Below are 17594 nucleotides of genomic sequence, written 5' to 3' on the forward strand. Positions count from 1 at the left end.
AACTCCTTTTTACAACTTAATAACATGTTGATTGGGTGCCCGTCATTGCGTATAAAGTGAAGCAACCCAGGGTTCTGCGCCAAGTACTCCGTGGTTGTTTCATCATTACATTCATCGCAATGACGAAGAGGGAAGTAATCAGGTAGCCTACGTCCTATTCCACCATGGGCAACCATAGCCCATTTTCTTTGGCACAGGTTTTTGCAATCTCATAACCGGCATCAGCATGGCGCATCACACCAGTAGCTGGGTCGTTATGCAATACCCGAGCTAAACGTTGAGCGGCTTTTTCGGTTCCATCAGCAACAATAACGACCCCTGCATGCTGTGAAAATCCCATACCAACACCACCGCCATGGTGGAGACTTACCCAAGTAGCTCCTCCAGCACAATTCAGTAAAGCATTTAATAAAGGCCAATCAGACACCGCATCACTGCCATCCATCATACCTTCAGTTTCACGATTAGGACTCGCAACCGAACCCGAATCCAAATGATCGCGACCGATAACAATCGGCGCCTTTACCGCCCCACTCTTCACCATATCATTAAAGGCTAAAGCCAAGCGCGCCCTATCTTTTAAGCCGACCCAGCAAATACGCGCAGGCAATCCTTGAAAGGCAATTTTCTCTTTAGCCATATCCAACCAGCGGTGTAAGTGTTTATTATCAGGAATTAGCTTTTTAACCATCTCATCTGTTGCATAAATATCTTCCGGATCACCAGATAAAGCAACCCAGCGGAATGGCCCTATGCCTTCACAAAACAGTGGACGAATATATGCCGGCACAAAGCCTTCAAAATCAAATGCATGTTGTTCACCCGCTTCCAGAGCCATTTGGCGAATGTTATTCCCGTAATCAAAAACGGGAATACCGCGCTTATGAAACTCAAGCATGGCATGAACTTGGGCTGCCATTGATTTTTTAGCAGCCTGAACCACTTCTTCTGGAGCCGTGCCCCGAATTTTTTCTGCGTACTCTAAAGTCCAACCCGCAGGCAAATATCCATTAAGTGGATCGTGAGCACTGGTTTGATCAGTGACTAAGGAAGGAGTCGCACCCCTTGCAACCAAGTCTGGAAAAACCTCCGCAGCATTACCTAACACAGCCACAGATAAAGGCTTTTTCTGTTCACAAGATTCATTAATCCAAGCTAAAGCTTCATCTAAATCGGTGGTGTAGCGATCTAAATAACGAGTTTTCAAACGCTTTTCAATGCGCGATAAATCACACTCTACTGCTAACACACTGGCACCAGCCATTATCCCGGCCAAGGGTTGTGCCCCACCCATACCACCTAATCCTGCGGTAAGTATCCAGCGCCCCGAAAGATCACCCTGGTAATGTTTACTGGCAGCCGACACAAAAGTTTCATAAGTGCCTTGAACAATCCCTTGTGAACCGATGTAAATCCAACTTCCCGCCGTCATTTGGCCATACATCATCAAGCCCTTTTTATCGAGCTCATTGAAATGGTCCCAAGTTGCCCAACGAGGAACAAGGTTTGAATTCGCAATTAATACGCGCGGTGCATCTTCATGAGTGGTAAAGACTCCTACCGGCTTGCCCGATTGGACTAGTAGAGTCTGATTTGCTTCTAATGATTTTAATACTTCTTCAATTTTTTCAAAGCATTCCCAGTTGCGTGCAGCCTTTCCCAAACCGCCATAAACAATTAATGAGTCGGGATTTTCAGCAACGTCAGGATCCAGATTATTATGAAGCATACGTAATGCTGCTTCTGCTAACCAATTCTTGGCCTGCTTTTCTGTACCGTGATTTGCTTTAATTACCCGCTTAGACTTATTCGCCTCCATAAAGCTTGCTCCATAGCTAAAAAATTAAATGAATCATACACTAGAGAGCTTTAAGCGCAATAGGACTGTATATTGAGGGATAGCATTGACGCGACACGGAAAAACGCTCTAATATTTGTTTCGTATTGACGTGCAGTAGAACGTCGAAAAATGGGGAAGTAGTCATAGCTCTGGAGAGCTAGCAATATAGGCACCTATATGATGCTATGATATACTCAGTACAATCTTAATTAATTGTGAATATAAAAAGTGCAGAATCATGTTGAAAAACACCCTAAGTCTCTAGGGATATACTTTGCTACTGAGATGTGGGAACGTTATGGTTTTTATGTCGTACAATCACTTTTAGCCCTCTATTTAGCCTTACATTTTAAATGGCCCGACAAACAAATTTATGCGCTGGTTGGTTCATTTACCGCCCTTACCTACCTTTCTCCAGTGGTTGGAGGATGGATTGCTGATAAATTAATCGGTCAAAAAAGAGCGGTACTCTTAGGCGCAATTGTCCTTTTTATCAGTTATTGTCTTCTTTCTTCAGTAGATAGTGTAAGCGTACTCACTGCCTCACTCGCGGGGATTGCTGTGGGTACCGGTTTATTAAAACCAAACATCTCTTCTTTGCTTGGTAATGAGTATTTACAAGGATCTGCACGTCGTGAAAGTGGTTTTACCATTTTTTATATGGGTATCACCTCCGGTATCATTTTAGGTACTACACTGCCAAGCATCCTTAATGAACATTTTGGTTGGACTGCTTCGTTTACCAGTGCAGCAATAGGTATGATCATTGCATTTTTAGTGTTCTCTTTCGGAATTAAGAAATACAAAATCAAAGACTATAATCCTTTTGTATTTCAATTTAAAAAAATTGCGATAGCCTTTCTATTAATTGTGTTTCTTTGGGCCTTATCATTTTATATTTTAAATTCACCTAAATTAGCCAATCTTGTATTTGGATTAGTGGTTTTATTCTCCGCTGGTTACATCAGTTATGCCGTGAGCGGTGAAAATGCCAATCAATCACGACAAACACTGGTGATTGGTTTACTGTGTATTATTTCAGTTGTATTTTGGTCCTTCTATTTTCAAATGTTTATGTCCTTGACTCTATTCATCTCACGGGTGGTAGAGCCAACTTTTTGCGGTATTCAATTCCCTGCACCCTACTATGTGACCATTCAAAGTATTGGTATGCTCTTAATTGGTTATTTTTTAGCAAAAAGAAATCCGCAGCTTAACTTAATAGAACGCGGTTTAAGCATTGGCAGAAAATTCTTATTCGCCATTTTTATTACTACCGCAGCCTATGCAATCATTGCTTTGGTCACTAATTTTACCGAACGTACGGCATTATTGTTCCCATTATTGATTATCCCAGCTTATTTATTGTTTTCATTAGCTGAATTATTGCTTTCACCTGTAGGCCTGTCTGCAATTACCTTGCTGGCTGATAAAAACAAAGTAAGTACGATGATGGGTATTTTCTTTGTTTCACTAGGAATTGGTGGGTTTCTTTCTGGAAAACTCGCCTCTTTAACGTCAATTCCTACCGGCGAAACTAATATAGCCGTACTTAAATCCTTGTATGCCGCGGCATTTACCCAACAACTGGGGATCTTGTTTATTGCAGCTCTTGGGTGTCTGGTTTTATTCGCGGTAATTAAATTTTTATTAACGCGTGTAAATCTTTCTGATTAATGTAGAACCCATTCATATTCTTTGATAAAGGAATGACGTAACGAAGCAGCCAGGTGTTGCTTCGTCCCCTTTTGTATAGCAGCAAATTTAAATCAAAAATAAACGATTACTATTCCAAAGAAAATAATACCAAATTAACATTATTAAGATTCCCTTAAGTTTTAACGATTATTATTGGTTCTATAAATAAGCCTCCTCATTAATCTAGGAAACATTAAATATGTTTTATAAAGCAGTTAAAGCTCAATTTACTTTTTTGACGAATCGTATTGATAATTTATCCCATGAATTCGCTGATTATAAATTGAGGAATCAAAGGTTTCCCTATTCTAAGCTCTACGATTTACATGATGAAATTAACGCTCTAAGCCAAAATGATGCAAAAATTCTATTATTAGAGCGTCTAAACAATGAAGTTGTTAGCAAACTTCTGCAGCATAATCCTAAACTATTCTCGTATTATGAAATGCTGGAGGAAGAAATCTGTAATCTTAATATGGAGTCCAAAGCGAGTGCTCCCGAGGTTACTCTGGAATTTTAGAGTAAGCAAAAAGACAGCTTCCACAGGTAATGGGGCTCCTTCGCAATGAGCTCCTGAATAAAGTTAATCTCCGGTATTTAAACACAGCCCTTTTTATATTAAAAAAATGCTGTTATTATCCGGGGTTTTTTAGAAGATACCTTTTCTTATGTCTGATCAAAACCCAATGCTAGCAAAACTATTACATGCGCTTGAAGATATTCAGGCTTCCGATATAAAAGTAATTAATGTAAGTAAACAAACTACCATCACCGATTACATGCTTATTGCTTCGGGCCGTGCTTCACGCCACGTGAAAGCAATTGGTCAAAAAGTTATGGAAGATATGAAATTAGCTGGTTTACCTACATTACATTGCACCGGACTTGAGACCGGTGACTGGGTTCTTATTGATTTTGGCGACTTTATTGTCCACGTCATGCAACCTGAAAGTAGACAATTTTATAATCTTGAAGGACTTTGGGAAGAACAACCCAAGTAATTGCCATGTTAAAAATTACCGTTATTACTTTAGGCAATAAAATGTCGGATTGGGTTACTCAAGGGAGTAACGACTATGCCAAAAGATTTAATGACGGTATTCAGTTAAAAGTCATTGAAATTCCGCTGATTCGCCGTAGTAAGTCCTCTGATCTAACACGCATCATGGAAAAAGAATCCGCGTTAATGAAAGAAGCACTTCCTAGCGGCGCACGAATTATTGCTTTAGAAATTGAAGGCAAATCGTTTAGTAGTGAAGAATTAGCCCAAAAAATTACTCAGTTGCAGCAAACATCCAGCCATTTATGTTTTCTAATTGGCGGTCCTGAGGGCCTCTCCCAAGAAATGCTTAAATTATGCAATGAACGCTGGTCTTTATCAAAACTCACCTTGCCCCACCCTTTAGTACGGATCATTTTGTTAGAAACATTGTACAGGGCTTGGTCGATTATGAATAATCACCCTTATCATAAATAAACCCGGTTATTTAACGGCCGCAATGGCAAAAACCCTGATTTTAATATACTATGCACCCTTTTGAACCCCCGTTAGCTGACTGTATGCGATGCGTCTGAATCAATCATTTAATAATTATCAATCAGAATCACAGAATCAACGTTTTAGACTTAATTTGCTGGTCGCATTTATTATTATTTTATCTTTAATTCTGGTGTTACGGCTTGCTTACCTGCAAATCTCCGAATTTAGAAAATACCAAACTCTATCCTTAAAAAATCAGATGACCATTACTCCGATTGCTCCTCCACGGGGAGTAATTCTTGATAGAAATGGCATATTATTGGCAGAGAATGTCCCCGTTTATGTTCTTGAAATAATCCCGGAACATGTTAAAGACATCCAAAAAACCGTAAAACAGCTGCGCGAATTACTTCCCTCAATTAGTGAGGACGATGAAATCAGCTTTAATCGAACACGCAAACAAAACCGCTCATTTATGCCAATTCCGATTAAATTAAAATTAACTCAGGAAGAAGTAGCTCTATTTGCAATTAATCAATATCACTTTCCTGGTGTCAGCATTAAAGCACGCTTAATGCGTCATTACCCACTGGGTGAGATAACCGCCCATGTTTTAGGTTACGTAGGACGTATTAATATCCAAGAGTTAAAAACTGTTGACCCAACCAATTATCGTGCAACCAACTTTATTGGAAAAGCAGGGGTTGAGAAATACTACGAAGATATCTTGCATGGAACGGTAGGCTATCAGATGGTAGAAACCGATGTGAGTGGACGCACCTTGCGAGTACTTGACAAGATGAATCCTCACTCCGGCGCCAAACTTTATCTAAGCATCGACATCCGCTTGCAAAAAGCAGCTTATGAAGCGCTTCAAGGTAAACGTGGAGCTGCTGTAGTCATTAATTCTAAAAATGGCGAAGTTTTAGCTATGGTTAGCTCACCCAGCTTTGATCCTAATATTTTTGTTGGTGGAGTTAGCTCTAAAGATTACAAAATCCTATCGAATACGTTACAAAGACCCTTATTTAATCGAGCCGTACGTGGTGTCTATCCCCCAGCCTCAACCATTAAGCCTTTTGTGGGCTTAGCTGGACTGGATAAAGGCTTCATTACCACCTCAAGTACCATTTACGACCCAGGGAAATATAAGCTTCCTAACTCCAGCCATATTTATAGAGATTGGAAAAAAGGTGGCCATGGAATGATTAATTTTAAACGCTCCATCACCGTTTCCTGCGATACCTTTTATTATCAGTTGGGTAATAAAATGGGGATCTCAAACATTGAAGACATGCTGGTTAAATTTGGCTTAGGCCATTTAAGCCATATTGATCTTTATGAAGAGGCATCCGGTATTGTACCAAGCCTGCGCTGGAAAAAACAAACGAAAGGGGTAACCTGGTATCCTGGTGATACATTAATTACCTCTATTGGCCAAGGCTTTATGCTTGCCACACCATTGCAAATAGCCAATGCTACTGCATCCTTAAGCCAGCATGGACAGCGTTTCCGTCCCCACCTGCTAACCAAAACAGTAAACAGTGATACCGGTCAAGTAAAACCCTATAAGCTGGTTGAAGAATATCCTATTTACCTTAAAGATGAAGCCAATTGGGATATTGTTAAAGAAGCGATGCATAGCGTACTTACCAGTAATGAAGGCACTGGCTATCGATTCGGGCGAAACCCGCCTTATCCCGTAGCAGGTAAAACAGGTACAGCGCAAGTCTTTAGTGGCAGACAATATGAAAAAGCCAAATATGAAGATATTCCTGAAGCCTTACGCGATAATTCACTCTTTATCGCGTTTACTCCAGTAGATAAACCGGAGATTGCCGTAGCGGTAGTGGTAGAAAATGACTTTACGGCATCCATGGTAGCACGCAAGATACTGGATACTTATTACGCACTTAATCCGATGAAAAAAACTAATGAACAGAAGACACCATAAACCAGTTTATCGGTTTACTACAAAATCGCTCCATTTAGACCTTCCCTTGTTAGGTCTTTTACTGCTTTTGATTAGCCTAGGTCTTTTAATTTTATACAGCGCCTCAAATGCAAATATGAGCATGATCTTACGCCAGTCTATGCGTTTGGTTTTTGCTACCCTAATTATGATCGTGTTAGGTTTTATCCCACCTCATAAATACAAAATCTGGACTCCATGGATTTACGGCATGGGCCTAGGCTTACTGATTGCTGTAATGCTGATGGGTAAAATTGGTAAAGGGGCTCAACGATGGTTGGAATTAGGATTATTTCGTTTTCAGCCGTCTGAAATTATGAAATTAGCCGTACCGATGATGGCCGCTTGGTATTTTGATCGCCAAACCCATCCTAGTAGTTTAAAGGCAATTTCAGTTGCGGGTATTATTATCGGCATCCCTGCCTTGCTGATTGCGAAACAACCGGATTTAGGTACTGCAATTATGGTGGCTGCGGCAGGCTTCTGCGTTATATTCCTCGCCGGTATTCGCTTCAAAGTAATTTTAATGCTGATCCTCTTAATTGGTGCGGCAATCCCAGCCGTTTGGCATGTGATGCATGATTATCAAAAACAGCGCGTTTATACCCTGCTCGATCCAGAACAAGACCCACTCGGTTCGGGATATCATATTATTCAATCCAAGATTGCTATTGGCTCTGGAGGCCTCGTTGGAAAAGGCTGGTTACAAGGAAGCCAATCACATCTAAATTTCCTACCTGAGCATGCCACAGATTTTATTTTTGCGGTAAGTGGTGAAGAATTTGGCTTTGCCGGAGGATTTGCCATTATTGCCTTAATTGTTTTAATTTCATTAAGAAGCCTTAATATCGCCTCTAATGCACAAACGACCTATACGCGGCTGCTCGCAGCAAGCCTTGCCATGTCATTTTTTATGTCCGGCTTTGTGAATATAGGTATGGTTATGGGAATTATTCCGGTGGTAGGCATTCCTTTGCCTTTAGTGAGTTATGGTGGGACGGCTATGGTAACGTTTTTGGCGGGCTTTGGGGTGTTAATGTCGATTAGTTCACATAAGATTTTATTTAATTGTTTACGCTAAGTGCATTCATCTCCTGTAAGCTGAAGTTGCCCCAGCCCCTACGGCAACTCCAGCCCTATTTCACGCAACCAAAAGACCAATTGTTGATCAATGTGGCGTGGAAATGGTAATATAGCAGCTCGTTTATTATTAATAAATAACTCATGCCTCAAGTCCAAATCCTCTTTCACGCGAAACGAATCAACAAAGACACCCTGCTCAACACCAAATACCAAGAAACACTAAACCAGATCATTTCAGGTGCTCATTCTCACATTGAGTGGCTAGCAAGCGCTCACTATGCAGGCCAGCGCATAGGCAGCGCACGGATTGATCGCGTGCAACATGGACAGAGGCTTATTTTTACCTACCTTCCCAATGCTCAAGGCCAACGCTGCCTATTCATTTTGGGTGAAACGCCCCACAACTACAATCAAGTGGAACGCTGGTTAAAAACTACTGGAATTACCAGTGTAGGAAGTCTGATGGTGCAGGCTGAGGTAGTAGATATACGCTTCATCGATTTCATCGAGGAACACCCTGTTTTAACCCCACAAGAAGGTCCACATCTTGCCTTCTTGGACGACGCCCAGCAACAAGCCCTAAGTCCTAGCGTAAGCCCACTGATGTTTCTAGGCCCTGCAGGAGCTGGAAAAACCTTAATTCTGGAAACCTTTATGTCCAACCACCTGGATGCTATTGAAGCAGACCCCGAGCAAGCCAGTTCCAGCACTGATACCAATGCCTGCTTATTTGTGTCGCAATCCGAACTCTTGTTGGATTCCTTAAGGAAAGAGTGTGAGGTCCCTGAAGTCACTTTTAGCACCTGGGAGCGCATGCTGGCCGCCCACTTTCAAGGCCAGAAAAAAATAACCCATAACGAATTTAAACTCTGGCTCCAAAAACAAGCGCCTGATGAAGACGCCGAGCAAGTTCATTTTGAATTGAGTTTGATTGTGGCTTATGGGGAGGCTGCTTATTTGGCCTTACAGGGAGCACGACAAACGTACTACAGTGGCAATGAAGCAAAGCAAAAACAATGCATCGTGATTTTAAAAGCGTGGCAAAAACACACGCACACCACCAACGCTTATGACCCAATGACTAGCCTGCCTCCACCCGCTGCGGTTAAATCCAAAACCTATTGCGATGAAGGACAAAACTTCCCACCTTCAGCATTGGCCTACTTCATGGGACAAGCCCAAGCCCATCACTTCTACATCAGCTTTGACCCTGAACAATCCCTAACCTCGCCCTTTACCTATGCCTTTATCAAACAACAACTCAATAACAAAGGCTATACCAAAATAGAACGACTGCTCGATCAAACTTGGCGTAATTCCCCAGAAGTCGTCGAAGTGATTAATGCCATCCTGAAACGCAAGCACGACTGGGATAATAATACTCAAAAACGCCCATACTCCGCGATTCGCTCCGCCCAAGCTCCAGGAGGACTCGTCTCTTGGGTAACCAATGCCTCTTTTAGTGAGTTAAAAAAACAGGCTCAAGATGCCTCAACCGTAGTCATCGCTGAATTACCCGAAGACCCTGAGAAACTCCAGCGTGAACGCCAAGAGATTATTGAACACATGGGCACTCGTCAAATTCTCTCGGCCTCTACCGTCATTGGAATGACCTTTAAAACCGTTATTTTATGGAAGCCAATCTCCCTTAATGCCACGATTCGTGAGCTATTTGCTCAAAAGTCGATTAATGGCTTAACACTGAAACAATGGATTGCTCTTAATGCTATTCAAATTGCATTAGGACGTGCCCAAGGCAACATCTTTATTTATGAGCCTAATGAACACTTTAGACTTAAAGGCGAATTATGCTTTGGGGAATTGCCCACAGACGCTACCCTAAAAAAGAATTTAATCGATGATAAAAAAAATCAGATTCAAGCTTGGGAAAAAAAAGTTGATGACTATTTGACCGAAGGAGCGACTCAACTCGCCATTGATTTGATGCAACATCAACTACTTTTTACCGAAGCGCAAATTAAACAAAAATTAAACCCGGTGAACGAGCTCAGCCCACAGCCACACGAGTCAAAGCCTAAGGCTAAGAAAAATCAGTCAAGCAAAACGAAAAAAAGCGCTCCAGCTCCTTCCGTTCCACAACCAAGTCAACTTAAAGTGAGCAGCAAAACACCAACCCCTGCAAAAAAAACCGCCGCACCTGTGGCTCTTACACCTAAAATACCCCCCTCACTATCTCAACTTGAAATTATCGCTATTGTGAAATCGCTCAATGCCGCCTTTGCGGAAGAGGCTACGGAGGAAGCTAAGCTTAATGTAAAAAGCAATTTAGAAAAGCTACTCCGCCACCCGCAAGCCATGCGCTATTTGTTTTACTCCTCAAACACAAGCAATAATTGTTTGGCCATCCGACTTTTAAGTTCGAATGAGCATCAACAAATGCTTTTTGATTATTTACGTGACAATAAGACCTTGAGTAGTTTAATCAATTCTCCCAATCCGGATAAACAACCGCCTCTTCTTGATTTTCTTGCACAAACTGGTGTGGGAATTCAGTTTTTTAAAGACTCACTAAACCAAACCCTCCGTTTGAATGGTGCAGATTGCTCTTTGTTCTATTCATGGACCGCCTCAGAAAGTAAAATCGACTTTCTGTACGAATGGCTGCAAATCAATCCTCAATTAAGTAAAGGGATTAGTGGCAAAATGCTGTGTTTGGTACGTCCGGAAAGCGGTGTTATGTATGCCAATGCCTCTCCATTATATTGGCTTAGCTCGTCAGGAATAGGACAAAACATTCTATACCTTTTACTAGGAAAAAACCCTCAACTAGCCACCGAAATCACCAAAAAAGCCCTGTGCTTGCCGCGTACAGGAGCTAATACACCTCCTTTATATTGGCTTTCTTGCACTCCTACAGGAAGAATTATTTTAGATATATTACAGTCTAAAAATAAGGAGCTAGCTAAAGTGATTAGCGAAGCAAAACTATTAAATGCAGGAACCACCGAAGATAAAACCCTAAATGAGCTTATTACCTCTCGTAGCGAATTAAATTCCCAGAGCCAACTCACAGCCATCATACACATGTCGGCACCAACAACCAAACTGTTCCCCGGAGCAAGCGAACTGCATATTCCTCTACCATGGAACTATGTTTCTGCACCTGAAAAGCAGCAAAAAGTAACATTATTGGATTCTCACCGTCCCGAACAAGAGTCGCTAATAATCAAACCTAACAACGCAATTCACTATTTTTGTGCAACAACGTTTAAGTTGCCCATTACTCCCCTGCCCCCATCATTCCTTCAAGCAACAGGCTATATTGTTAACAAAGCTAAACAACCTGCCGAAATAATACTTTATTTCAAATATCCTGAAGGTACTAATCACACGAAACCACCTGTTAGTTTACGCACCCTACTCCTTGACCCCCAATACAAGCCAACTATGACGCAGCTAGTCGATTTTATGACCAAAATAAGCGTGGAAATGGATTGGTTATCTTCTGACCTTACTTTTTATCCGTCGCTAGATACTATTTTCATTACCAATCCAGAACAAATTGGTACTGAAAGGGCCTTCAAATTCCAATTATGTCCTTCCGCTTTATTACTGAATGTCGAACTAAAGCCAGGTCTTGAGCGTTATCAAATACACCGACACATGCTCGCAATACTCTTTTTGCACCTTGCCACCCAAACAACGGATTTAAACGAACCCATGCCCGTGGAAAAAATAAACGCAGCCCAACAAAAGTACCCAGCATTTATTGCCGCCTTTATTGAGCTATGGGAGTCAACCTGTAAACTAGAAGTAACTCCAGAGGGTCGTATGCGGTCTATGCAACAGCTATCCCCCACAATTAGTGCGCTGCATAAAATTCGCATTACAGAAAATCAAACCTGGAGTACCGCTGAATTCTTTGCCCTGCTTTCAGGAACAGCCAGTAATCATGCAGAAATACTAAGTAGCGTATCTGCACCAGCTTTACTTAATTTATATCAGAACAGCAACGCGGAAGATAAGCTCCTGATGACCAGGCATCTAGCCCAAAGCGTTGAGTTATTGATGCCCCGTGACAAGTCTGATTTGACTGTTCCAAGTTCAATATCAAAGAGCGAACGCTGGATGAGTCGAATGAATCTAATCAGTGCTTTATTACAAGAACTAGCGCAGCAGGATAATTTGGATTCCCTACATCAAACACAACAACGCTTATTAGCAGCAGGCATAGGAAATCAGCTGGGTGGTAACCTGTCTAGTCATAATGGTTCATTCGCACTTGCTGTTTTGGTGCCAGCAATTAAAGTTTCGACTTGGATGTCGTTCCAATTTGCCACAATCAAAGTACGTCTTATTTTTGAGAGAAATGTAAAAAAAATGGCACAGATGCTATTTGATGCAACCGTGTCCAAAGAGAACTCGGCCTATATAACTACGACAGAGTGTGAACAATACATCCTGATGATGTTAATCATGTCCGATTTTGGTAAATGGATTACCCCCTCCCTTAATTCGCTACCAAATCCAGATGATATTGATACAAAACTGTTAACGATCTGGAACAACATAGACCTTCAACTTTTATTAGACTTTGGTCTCCCTTGCTCTCATGAATTGCTATCTCCTATGACGACTCAACTCATTGAAAAGAAATTAGGACAACATGTTACTCGTTTAATTCAAAAATCAACCCATGCCCCATTAAGTGACAATGAACAACAACAACTTTGTACCAGTCTGAGTTATATGAAGTCCTTTGCCTGGTGTGCACACGAACAAGTAACTAATGCCTCCTTCCAATCACTCTCTACCAGCCATTTTATAGCGCTTGCTTTTTCCAAGCCACAGCAGACCGTGTTTTATGAACAGAAATCCTTGCCACCGATAAACCCTATCGCTCCCTCCATGCAGCAACTCGTTGATGCCGCGCAAGCATCCATAAATCAGCCACTGGCAGTGTCTAGCCGACAGCAACGAAAGTTGGCCCTTAGCCCTCTCCACCTGATAGGATGTAATTCAGCTCATAATCCCATAGCATCCCATCACTTTATTCCCGATGCTGCGGCATCTGGAGCCCCTAAAGATATCGAGCAATTTATTTTTTCCTTACCCGCAAATGGGTTAATCCAATATCATCATAATGCAGAAACAGGTAATGTGACGAAAACAAGTTTCCATAGCTTACGCGCTCATGAATTAAAAAAATTAAAGCAAAAATTTATCCCAACAACACTCAGCACCGCACAACGAATCTGCAGGGTACAAGATAAAAAGACGGGTACGCAAGGCATGTTCGAAGTAGGGGTGGTCGATGCCGGGGAGTCCAATTCACTACTTATTGGGCTAACTTCGAATAAAACATTAAATGGAGAAAATACTATCCCAGGAGCAACAGCAACTTCGATTGCTCTTGATGCCGCTACCGGAAACATCCGCTTTTTAGCTGAGGATGGTAAGCAAATAGAGTATCCTTACACCAAGCCCATACACTCAGGTTCAAAAGTCTTTTTTGGCATCACCGGAAAAGAAGTATATTGCATCGTCGATAACACGTTCTATCCCCCTATTCGTGGCTTTGAGCTACCTGTAGACGCTGATATTCATCCATTAATTCGCATAGGCTGCCCAGATGTTAAACTCAGCTCACGAGTCATGGGCGCTGTATGGACAATGGCCAGGAATGCTGATGGCTCACTCCTGCACGCCCCATCTAATCCTGTTGCTCATAGTCTCTATTTAGCAGAGTTACGAACACAAGTGTGTCCACACTATCACGCGAAAAAACAAGGAACCGGGATTGATCGCTTTACGGAATTACTCAGCACCCCTCAATTGATTGCCAAACAAGAATTGAACATTCAGTTAGATCTGCTCATGACACTCTTGGCAGGGCATGAATGCTTAGCCGAGCATTGTGTTGCACCTCCCATAATAAGGAAGCTTATTAGTGATATAAATTGCCCCGTAACAGCATCCCCAGAACGAGTACTCGAACTCACTAACCTGCTGGGGCTTACCGAACTTGAATCAGCTATAAAACAAAGATTTAGCGAGAGGTCTTCAGTGGTGCCTCTCTCTCTATTTACCCCAGATAAACCACCAGTACATTCGAATGAATTAAATATCGATAAGACAAACCAACATTTACGCTTATCTTGAGAACGACAAACTGTGTTGACAAACCGAGGGAACCCTTAATAAAACTTAGAGTAAAGCCGCCACTGGAGCATAACTTCTGCGATGAATCACGCAAGGCCCTAATCGGGCCAAAGCCTCTCTATGAGCAACAGTAGGATATCCTTTATGGCCGGCAAAACCATATCCAGGATAAATAGCATCCAGCGCCTCCATTTCTTCATCACGTAAGACTTTCGCTAATATAGACGCTGCACTAATTTCGGGAATCAAGCCATCGCCTTGAATAATCGCCTGACAGGGAACGCTTAATATTGGAGCATGTGCCCCATCAACTAAGACTTCATCAGGTTGAATAGGCAATGCCTCAACAGCCCTCTGCATGGCCAGTAATGTGGCTTGATGAATATTTAAAGAATCAATTTCGTCAACCTCGGCGCGGCCATAAGCAAAGGCCAAAGCTTGCTCCTGGATTTGCAGTGACAGCAATTTACGCTTCTTAGCACTTAATTTTTTAGAGTCAGCAAGCCCTTCGATAGGTTCTTTTAAAATAACTGCCGCAGTCACTACTGCCCCCGCCAAAGGTCCACGCCCTACTTCATCCACGCCGGCGAGCAATCTCATCTTATTCATTATTATTCCAGATGCTTTAAAATTGGCCCTAATGATACCGAGACATACGCCGTTTGCAACTGTTCTTTTTATGATTAAAATTGATTTATCCTTCAGGAAATGCGATCATCGCGCACAAATAATTAGCAAATGAGCATTACATGAATAAGATTCGCTGCGCCGTGATTGGTGTTGGTTACCTAGGTCGTTTTCACGCACAAAAATACCAATTGATTCCTCATGCCGAATTAGTTGCCGTATGCGACTTACACGAAGAAGCAGCAAACAGAGTAGGCCAGGAGCTAAATGTTCCGGCTTATACTAATTATCATGACTTATTTGATAAAGTTGACGCGGTAAGTATTGCCGCTACAACAAGTATGCATTATGAACTAGCTAAAGCTTTTTTAACACAAGGCATCCATGTTTTACTGGAAAAGCCCATGACCGAAACTACCGCTCAAGCAGAAGAGTTAGTTCAGTTAGCGGAAAAGCACAAGGCAAAACTACAGATAGGGCATCTTGAGCGCTTTAACTCTGCACGCATGGCTCTGGACAACTACTTGGACAACCCCCTGTTCATTGAAGCAGAACGCCTCGCACCATTCACTCCTCGTGGTGCTGATGTGAATGTAATATTGGATGTAATGATCCATGACATCGATTTAATCTTGAATATGGTGAAAAGCCCTATCGTTTCCATCTTGGCCCAAGGAACACCCATACTGACTAAAGCAATTGATATCGCTCATGTACGCCTTACTTTTGCCAATCATTGTGTAGCTAACCTGACCGCAAGCCGAGTCAGTCTCAGCTCTTCTAGAAAAACGCGTATATTCCAAGAGAATTGTTTCTTATCCATTGATTATCAAACCAAACACCTTTCTGTCTTTAAAAAAGGAACTGGCGAAATGTTCCCTGGAATCCCAGATATTGTCCATGAGCAACAAGAACTGGAAAATGGCGATGCCCTACTTGAAGAAATAAAAGCATTCTTAAAGTGCATCGACGAAGACACTACTCCACTGGTTACTGGTGAGGATGGACTTGCTGCCCTACTGACTGCAGAACAAGTTACTGCACTCATTCATAACAACCTTCTGGAACGTCATGCACAAAGCTAAACGAGTCGTTATTATTGCGGGCGAAGAATCTGGTGATATTCATGCCTCTGCGCTGGTCAAGCAATTAAAAGAAACCTATTCCAATATAGAAATAAGTGGTATTGGTGGTAAGCATATGCAAGATGTGGGAGTTGAGTTAATTTCAGATCTTGCTCGTTATGGGGTCACTGGAATCACTGAAGTGATTCGCCACCTCAAAGTCATCCGTAAAGCATTTCAGGCGATTAAAAAGCATTTACAGCAACAAAAGCCTGATTTACTTATATTAGTGGATTACCCTGGTTTTAACTTACGCCTGGCTAAGTATGCGAAACGTAAATTAGGAATTAAAATTCTTTATTACATTAGTCCGCAAATTTGGGCTTGGAAAGCCAAACGTATTCATCTAATTAAAGAATGCGTTGATCATATGGCTGTTATCTTACCCTTTGAAAAAACAATCTATGAGCAAGCACAAGTTCCAGTAAGTTTTGTTGGACATCCACTAATTGAAAAAATTAATGCTGTTGGTGCACAAGACTCACAGCGAGCACTATTAAATATCCCTGTAGATGCTAAAATTTTTGGTCTGCTTCCTGGAAGTCGCCATAATGAAATTGAGCGCCACATGCCCGTTCTTCGTGATACTGCGGAACGATTACACCAACAATACCCTGATTGGCAATTTGTTATTCCTATTGCAGAAACGATTGATGCAGAAAAAATTACTAATTACTTTGCGCAAAGTAAGCTACCTATATATTTTGTGAAGGGACAAGCTCTAAGTTGCATGGCTGCAGCAGATTTTGTTATTGTCGCCTCAGGAACGGCGTCTTTAGAATGTGCTTTATTAAAGAAACCAATGTGTATTATTTATAAATCCTCATTTATTACTTATTTATTGGCTGCCAAGCTCATTAAAGTTAAGTTTCTAGGCCTATGTAATCTTTTATCAAACAAAATGATAGTGCCTGAGTTTCTGCAATATGATTGTAATGTGGATGAATTAACACACTATGTGACTCAATTTTTTAACGATCATTCACGTCAAGCAAAAATGCTCGAACAATTAGGAGCACTTAGGACCTCTTTGTCATTAGAGGGGTCTGATTGTTCCTTATTCAACCTAGTAGAGAGTGAATTGTTCGAAAAAAATGCATGTTTTTAGCTTGAAAATATAGAATATCAATTACCCTTCATGTACAATCGATGTTGCTTTCATTGCATATGTAAGCAATTGGACTGTTGTTGATTTAATTAATAATAAGGAAGTTAAGATGAATGTCATTGAAACACCTGAAGCTACCCAGTCAATAATTAAGCAAGACCAAGGTCTCCAGGATTTAGTTTACAATCTGGTTACTCGTTTTCTTTCAGAAAATAAAAACAAAAGTATTGACGACCTTTATGACATGATTTTGTCTGAAGTTGAACCTCCATTATTACAAGCTGTAATGGAAAAACGTCGTGGTAACCAGTTACAAGCAGCTAAAATGTTAGGTATTAGCCGCGGTACAATCAGAAAGAAATTACAAAGATATTTCGGAACAAAGTACTTCCGATTAACTGATGAATAATAAGTGAATATCTTTACTCTGTTTTCGCTTCAAAATAGGAAGAAAAACAGCATCTAATGAAAGGCCCGATTATCGGGCCTTTCTTACATTAAGATGAACTATTTGTTGACTACTTAATATGATTGTATAA

At 41.3% G+C, this 17594-nt stretch carries 12 protein-coding genes; 10 read left to right on the top strand and 2 right to left on the bottom strand.

Annotation, left to right across the window (positions count from 1 at the left end; genetic code table 11):
• Positions 1-154: 154 nt before the first annotated feature.
• Positions 155-1819 (bottom strand): urocanate hydratase, encoded by a 1665-nt coding sequence (gene hutU / locus ACD661_RS04455; RefSeq protein ID WP_400186626.1) that lies wholly within the window; start codon positions 1817-1819, stop codon positions 155-157.
• Between the two features lie 249 nt (positions 1820-2068).
• Here hutU and ACD661_RS04460 point away from each other — a divergent pair, with 249 nt between their 5' ends.
• The 7 genes from ACD661_RS04460 to ACD661_RS04490 all read left to right on the top strand — a co-directional run bounded on the left by ACD661_RS04460 (position 2069) and on the right by ACD661_RS04490 (position 14196).
• On the top strand, positions 2069-3517 hold the full coding sequence (locus ACD661_RS04460) for a peptide MFS transporter (RefSeq protein ID WP_400186628.1): 1449 nt from the start codon (positions 2069-2071) through the stop codon (positions 3515-3517).
• 220 nt (positions 3518-3737) lie between these two features.
• The gene (locus tag ACD661_RS04465; protein WP_400186630.1) at positions 3738-4058 is read left to right on the top strand and encodes a hypothetical protein; all 321 of its coding nucleotides are present in this window, start codon (positions 3738-3740) and stop codon (positions 4056-4058) included.
• A gap of 148 nt (positions 4059-4206) precedes the next feature.
• Positions 4207-4539 (top strand): ribosome silencing factor, encoded by a 333-nt coding sequence (rsfS, locus tag ACD661_RS04470; RefSeq protein ID WP_400186631.1) that lies wholly within the window; start codon positions 4207-4209, stop codon positions 4537-4539.
• A 5-nt stretch (positions 4540-4544) separates the two neighbouring features.
• Positions 4545-5015, top strand: a complete 471-nt coding sequence (gene rlmH / locus ACD661_RS04475) for a 23S rRNA (pseudouridine(1915)-N(3))-methyltransferase RlmH (RefSeq protein WP_400186633.1) — start codon at positions 4545-4547, stop codon at positions 5013-5015.
• Positions 5016-5103: 88 nt separating this feature from the next.
• Positions 5104-6972, top strand: a complete 1869-nt coding sequence (gene mrdA, locus ACD661_RS04480; RefSeq protein ID WP_400186635.1) for a penicillin-binding protein 2 — start codon at positions 5104-5106, stop codon at positions 6970-6972.
• On the top strand, positions 6953-8071 hold the full coding sequence (gene rodA / locus ACD661_RS04485) for a rod shape-determining protein RodA (protein ID WP_400186637.1): 1119 nt from the start codon (positions 6953-6955) through the stop codon (positions 8069-8071). Before mrdA ends, rodA begins: the two co-directional genes overlap by 20 nt.
• Before the next feature lie 143 nt (positions 8072-8214).
• Positions 8215-14196, top strand: a complete 5982-nt coding sequence (locus tag ACD661_RS04490) for a hypothetical protein (RefSeq protein ID WP_400186638.1) — start codon at positions 8215-8217, stop codon at positions 14194-14196.
• Positions 14197-14241: 45 nt separating this feature from the next.
• Here the strand turns inward: ACD661_RS04490 and rnhB are convergent, their stop codons facing one another.
• Complete coding sequence (gene rnhB, locus ACD661_RS04495) at positions 14242-14805, bottom strand: ribonuclease HII (protein WP_400186640.1); 564 nt, start codon at positions 14803-14805, stop codon at positions 14242-14244.
• A gap of 140 nt (positions 14806-14945) precedes the next feature.
• Here rnhB and ACD661_RS04500 point away from each other — a divergent pair, with 140 nt between their 5' ends.
• The 3 genes from ACD661_RS04500 to ACD661_RS04510 all read left to right on the top strand — a co-directional run bounded on the left by ACD661_RS04500 (position 14946) and on the right by ACD661_RS04510 (position 17464).
• A complete protein-coding gene (locus ACD661_RS04500) occupies positions 14946-15908 on the top strand; it encodes a Gfo/Idh/MocA family protein (RefSeq protein WP_400186642.1) in 963 nt (320 codons plus the stop codon).
• A complete protein-coding gene (gene lpxB, locus ACD661_RS04505; protein ID WP_400186644.1) occupies positions 15895-17055 on the top strand; it encodes a lipid-A-disaccharide synthase in 1161 nt (386 codons plus the stop codon). The genes ACD661_RS04500 and lpxB overlap by 14 nt, the downstream gene beginning before the upstream one ends.
• Before the next feature lie 109 nt (positions 17056-17164).
• Positions 17165-17464, top strand: coding sequence for a helix-turn-helix domain-containing protein (locus ACD661_RS04510; protein WP_133135441.1), 300 nt, complete (start codon positions 17165-17167; stop codon positions 17462-17464).
• Positions 17465-17594 lie beyond the last annotated feature (130 nt).

Origin of the sequence: Legionella lytica (assembly GCF_044626755.1) — a bacterium.
GTDB lineage: Bacteria > Pseudomonadota > Gammaproteobacteria > Legionellales > Legionellaceae > Legionella > Legionella lytica_A.

Bases quoted from the DNA above. Each gene is read 5' to 3' on its own strand.
- rlmH (WP_400186633.1), top strand. From the start codon at position 4,545: ATGTTAAAAATTACCGTTATTACTTTAGGCAATAAAATGTCGGATTGG.
- ACD661_RS04490 (WP_400186638.1), top strand. From the start codon at position 8,215: ATGCCTCAAGTCCAAATCCTCTTTCACGCGAAACGAATCAACAAAGAC.
- lpxB (WP_400186644.1), top strand. From the start codon at position 15,895: ATGCACAAAGCTAAACGAGTCGTTATTATTGCGGGCGAAGAATCTGGT.
- ACD661_RS04510 (WP_133135441.1), top strand. From the start codon at position 17,165: ATGAATGTCATTGAAACACCTGAAGCTACCCAGTCAATAATTAAGCAA.
- hutU (WP_400186626.1), bottom strand. From the start codon at position 1,819: ATGGAGGCGAATAAGTCTAAGCGGGTAATTAAAGCAAATCACGGTACA.
- rnhB (WP_400186640.1), bottom strand. From the start codon at position 14,805: ATGAATAAGATGAGATTGCTCGCCGGCGTGGATGAAGTAGGGCGTGGA.
- mrdA (WP_400186635.1), top strand. From the start codon at position 5,104: ATGCGTCTGAATCAATCATTTAATAATTATCAATCAGAATCACAGAAT.
- ACD661_RS04500 (WP_400186642.1), top strand. From the start codon at position 14,946: ATGAATAAGATTCGCTGCGCCGTGATTGGTGTTGGTTACCTAGGTCGT.
- ACD661_RS04465 (WP_400186630.1), top strand. From the start codon at position 3,738: ATGTTTTATAAAGCAGTTAAAGCTCAATTTACTTTTTTGACGAATCGT.
- rsfS (WP_400186631.1), top strand. From the start codon at position 4,207: ATGTCTGATCAAAACCCAATGCTAGCAAAACTATTACATGCGCTTGAA.
- rodA (WP_400186637.1), top strand. From the start codon at position 6,953: ATGAACAGAAGACACCATAAACCAGTTTATCGGTTTACTACAAAATCG.